This is a genomic window from Kaarinaea lacus, from assembly GCF_975902315.1.
In genome coordinates this window covers 1-5,307 of sequence record NZ_CDLKIE010000143.1, presented here as the reverse complement: position 1 = coordinate 5,307, position 5,307 = coordinate 1, and the positions used below count along the sequence as shown (strand labels likewise).

Genomic DNA, 5,307 nt, shown 5'->3' with positions numbered 1-5,307 from the left:
TCACGCTGCGGAAAGGGTATGGAAATATTATTATTGTCAAACGCCAGCTTAACGTTTTCCAGCATATCAGCACGCACTGTCCAGTAATCGGATGTTTTAACCCAGGGACGAACTGCAAAATTAACACTGCTATCAGCTAATTCCATAAACATTACTACAGGTACCGGATCTTTCAGGATTCTTTCGTCATTATTAATGACTTCCCATACCAGTTCTCTTGCTTTCTTGAAATCATCCTCATAACCAATACCAAATAACAGATCGATTCTCCGCGTATCACGCGCGGTAACGTTAACAATCGTACCACTATAAATTTGACCATTTGGCACGGTAATTTCACGATTATCGGGGGTGCGCATTACCGTGTTAAAAATACGAATTTCCTCTACTGTGCCAGCCGTTCCTCCGGCCTCTACAAAGTCGCCCACCTTAAACGGTTTAAAAACAATAAGCATAACGCCGGCGGCAAAATTTGAAAGAGAATCCTTTAATGCCAATCCCACAGCAAGACCCGCTGTAGCAAATACCGCTAGCACAGATGTTGTGTTAACCCCCAGCCTGTCCAGCGCCGCAATGATTACCACTATCAATAGCGCCACATACAGCACATTACCCAAAAAACTAATCAGGGTTTCATCTACCCTGGCGCGCTGCATTACTTTGGACATCGCTTTTACCAGCAGCTTGGCGATCCAGCGTCCAATAATAAATACGACCAGCGCTGAAATAATATTGATCGCCCATGGAATAACATACAGGTTCATGTAATCTACGTTGGGATCGAATTCGAATAGTGATTCCATAGCTTCTCTCCGTTTATTCTGTACTTATTATCCAGATGAGTAACTTCTTCGGCTTTCAAATCCAGATAAAATAACGCGCTCCCTGAGCGCGTTATTTGCTACAGATCAGCTGTCATTCAATTTGCTGGTAAAATCAGAAGCGAATATCGTCATCGAAATCGGGAGCGCCACCCGCTGATTCTGTTGCCATTGCCGGTTGTTTGGCAGCAGCGGAAGCACCGCTATTCATCGGTGCGGTACCACCACGGCTATCGAGCATTTGCATTTCATTGGCAACGATTTCCGTAGTATAGCGGTCCTGACCATCCTGCCCTTGCCATTTTCGAGTTTGCAGGCGGCCTTCGACATAAACTTTGGATCCTTTTTTCAGGTATTCCCCGGCAATCTCCGCCAGGCGCTTAAAAAACACCACGCGATGCCATTCCGTCTTTTCAACATTTTCACCGGTGCTTTTATCTTTCCAGCTTTCGCTGGTCGCCAATCGGATAGTGGTTACGGGATCACCACTTGGCATATATTTTACTTCAGGATCTGCTCCCAAGTTGCCGATTAGAATCACTTTGTTAATACCGCGTGCCATAGTTTAATCTCCCCGTCTAAATTTTATGAATCAGGCTCAAGTCTGAACAAATTATCAACTTCATTGGCGGCTTATGCAACCGAATACTCGCTCAATCTCTCCCTGTCCAGCGCATTCAAATCCACTTTCAGGTAAGCAATGCCGTCGTCCACAACGACCACCGCTTCCGCTACACCCGTGATGCCGGTTAATTCCTGGGCCAGGCGCCTGGCCCGTTTCTCGTCAACGTCCCCGACCTTGATCATATGACTGCTGAGGTAGCGTGGGCTCTGCATCGTGGACGCTAAAAGAAACCAGACAACCGCCATAGCGGCACACAAACCAAACACCGCCTCCATACCAAATGCGCCGTGCAACCAGCCTCCGAGGGCACCGCCAAAAAACGCACCGCTGAATTGCGAACTGGAAAACACTCCCATCGCCGTTCCTTTGCGATCCGGTTCCACCATTTTTGCCACCAGTGACGGTAACGTCGCTTCCAGTACATTAAAGGCTACAAAAAACATAAATAAGGAAAAAACAATGCCCGCGATGGATTGGTGCATGAATATCAGGACAACTTCTGCAACCGCCAGCGTCATTATTGCCGCTCCAAACACCTCTTTCATGCGACGTTTCTTTTCCGCAATAATGACAAATGGCACCATCATGATCATGGACAACAACATCACTGGTGCATACACCAACCAGTGGTTTTCCGTACTGAGTCCTGCTACATCGCGTAACGATAGTGGCAGCACAACAAATGTCGCAGTTAACATCATATGCAATATCAACACACCAATATCCAGCCGTACCAGCTGGGGATCTTTTACTACTTGCCTCAATTGCTGAGGTGCGGTCATGGTGTCACGGTGAAAAGTACTCTGCACGGGATTTGGTACTACAAAATTTAAAATACCCACCGCACATAACGCTAAGATCGCGGTTAGCCAGAAGATTCCATCAACACCTATCCAGTGATTGAATATCGGTCCGACAATGAGAGACACCATAAAAGAAACACCAATACTGATACCGATCACTGCCATTGCTGACAGACGATGTTCTTCACGTGTGAGATCAGCAGTTAATGCCATAATGGCTGCTGCAATGGCTCCCGCTCCCTGTAATGCACGACCGATGATGACACCCGAAATAGAATCCGAAGTAGCAGCCACTACGCTACCGACTGCAAAGATTAACAATCCGAAAGTGATAATTTTCTTGCGCCCTAGACGGTCCGACAGCATACCAAATGGAATTTGTAATGCGGCCTGGGTTAAACCATAGATGCCAATAGCAAGCCCGACTAATGCGGGTGTTGTTCCCTGTAAATTCTCCGCATACAAGGCAAACACCGGCAGAATCATAAATAGCCCCATCATGCGTAGGGCATAAATACTTGCCAACGAAAATACGGATTTACGTTCCGTTGTTGTCATCCCGTCTTTGTTTTTACTTTTATGTGGCGGGTTAATTTGCGTCACCTGGTACTGCCCCTTTGCGTCGAAGAGTCAAAACAACGTATATTAGCAGGTTCGGCTATTAGCGGGAATTAAGATGGACAAGATTCACATACGCGGTGCAAGAACACATAATCTCAAGAATATCGAATTAACTTTGCCTCGGGATAAACTGATTGTTTTTACGGGGCTTTCAGGTTCGGGAAAATCCTCCCTGGCGTTTGACACGATCTATGCAGAGGGCCAAAGACGCTACGTAGAGTCTTTATCGGCCTATGCACGGCAATTTCTTTCCATGATGGAAAAACCCGATGTAGACCACATTGAGGGGCTGTCGCCGGCAATCTCGATTGAACAAAAATCAACCTCGCACAATCCTCGATCTACAGTAGGCACCATTACGGAAATCTACGATTACCTGCGGCTACTCTATGCACGGGCTGGTTTACCCAAATGTCCTGACCACGGTATTAACCTGGAGGCCCAGACGATTAGCCAGATGGTAGACCAGGTGTTGGCAATGCCAGAAGGCAGCAAGCTCATGCTGCTGGCACCGGTGGTGCGTAATCGAAAAGGTGAACATATTAACCTGCTTAACGACCTTCGGTCACAAGGTTATATTCGTGCACGCATCGATGGTGAAATTTACGAACTGGACGTTGTCCCCGAACTGGATCTTTATAAGAAACACACTATTGAAGTCGTGGTTGATCGCTTCAAGGTACGACCCGATTTACAACAACGCATTGCTGACTCCTTTGAAACGGCGCTGATTTTAACCGGTGGCGTCGCGTCTATTGCCTACATGGATGCGAAAAACAAGGATGAGATTGTTTTTTCCTCACAGTTTGCCTGCGCTGAATGCGGTTATTCAATTCCAGAACTGGAACCGCGCATGTTTTCTTTTAATAATCCGGCCGGTGCCTGCTCTTCCTGTGATGGTCTGGGCAGCAAACAGTTTTTCGATCCGGAACGCGTTGTATTACATCCTGAATTAAGTTTAGCCGCGGGTGCAGTTCGTGGCTGGGATCGACGTACCGCCTATTATTTCCAGCTGATTCAGTCATTAGCTAAACACTATAAATTTGATATTGAAAAACCATTTAACAAACTCTCGAAAAAAGTTCGAGAAATTGTCCTGTATGGCAGCAAGGATGAAAAAATTGAATTTCGTTACCACAGCGATCGCGGTGGTGTCACCAAACGCAAACAGACCTTTGAAGGCATTATCCCGAACATGGAACGCCGCTACCGGGAAACAGATTCCAATGTGGTACGCGAAGAACTGGCGAAGTACTTAAGCCAGCAACCTTGTCCCGAATGTGACGGTACTCGCCTGTCAAAAGCCTCACGCAATGTATTTATCGATGACCATTCATTGCCGGAAATTACCGCACTCTCTGTGGAGAAAGCGCACGCGTTCTTCGAGCAACTCAGGCTACCCGGGCGACGCGGAGAAATTGCAGAAAAAATCCTGAAGGAAATCGGACAGCGATTGTCGTTCCTGATTAATGTAGGATTAAATTATCTCACCCTTGACCGAAGCGCAGACACACTCTCCGGTGGTGAAGCACAACGTATTCGTTTAGCCAGTCAAATAGGTGCCGGACTGGTCGGTGTCATGTACATCCTCGATGAACCTTCCATTGGTCTTCATCAACGGGATAACCAGCGCCTGTTGAATACCCTCAACTATTTACGTGACATGGGCAATACTGTGATCGTCGTTGAGCATGATGAAGATGCTATTCATGCGGCAGACCACGTCGTAGACATTGGACCAGGCGCCGGGGTGCATGGCGGGCAAATCATTGCCCAGGGCACACCCGAACAGGTCATGAAAAATCCAGCATCCCTGACCGGACAATATCTTTCCGGCAAGAAATCCATTGCGATTCCAGAACAGCGCACGCCATTTGATGCTGACAATACATTTGTTATTGAAGGTGCCACGGGGAATAACCTGAAAAATGTCACCGCCGAAATTCCTATCGGCTTAATGACGGCTATCACCGGCGTATCAGGTTCAGGAAAATCAACATTAATTAACGATACATTGTTTCGCTATGCCGCCAAGTACATCAACGGAAATCCAAACGAACCTGCACCGCATAAAAAAATTACTGGTCTTGATGCTTTTGATAAAGTGGTTGATATTGACCAAAGCCCGATAGGACGTACACCACGATCGAATCCGGCCACTTACACGGGTTTATTTACACCCATTCGAGAACTCTTTGCCGGTACCGAGGAAGCCCGTTCGCGGGGTTACAATCCCGGGCGATTCAGTTTTAACGTCAAGGGTGGCCGTTGCGAAGCTTGCCGCGGTGATGGCGTCATTAAAGTTGAAATGCATTTCTTGCCCGATATTTATGTGCCGTGTGATATCTGTAAAAGCAAACGATATAACCGCGAAACCCTGGAAGTGAAATACAAGGGACAAAATATCTACCAGGTTCTGGAGATGACTGTGGAAGAT

At 47.0% G+C, this 5,307-nt stretch carries 4 protein-coding genes; 1 reads left to right on the top strand and 3 read right to left on the bottom strand.

What is annotated here, in order from left to right; translation table 11 throughout:
- The 3 genes from ACWVCM_RS03975 to ACWVCM_RS03965 all read right to left on the bottom strand — a co-directional run.
- Nucleotides 1-803, bottom strand: an 803-nt coding sequence (locus tag ACWVCM_RS03975) for a mechanosensitive ion channel family protein (RefSeq protein WP_455200417.1), incomplete at its 3' end; no start/stop codon positions are given.
- 133 nt (nt 804-936) lie between these two features.
- Nucleotides 937-1,383: a single-stranded DNA-binding protein gene (gene ssb, locus ACWVCM_RS03970; protein WP_455200416.1), complete on the bottom strand. Its 447-nt coding sequence runs from the start codon at nt 1,381-1,383 to the stop codon at nt 937-939.
- Between the two features lie 71 nt (nt 1,384-1,454).
- The gene (locus ACWVCM_RS03965; RefSeq protein ID WP_455200415.1) at nt 1,455-2,852 is read right to left on the bottom strand and encodes an MFS transporter; all 1,398 of its coding nucleotides are present in this window, start codon (nt 2,850-2,852) and stop codon (nt 1,455-1,457) included.
- Nucleotides 2,853-2,925: 73 nt separating this feature from the next.
- On the opposite strand from ACWVCM_RS03965, the gene uvrA reads away from it, so the two are divergent.
- Nucleotides 2,926-5,307: excinuclease ABC subunit UvrA (uvrA, locus tag ACWVCM_RS03960; RefSeq protein ID WP_455200414.1), on the top strand; the 2,382-nt coding region annotated here is incomplete at its 3' end.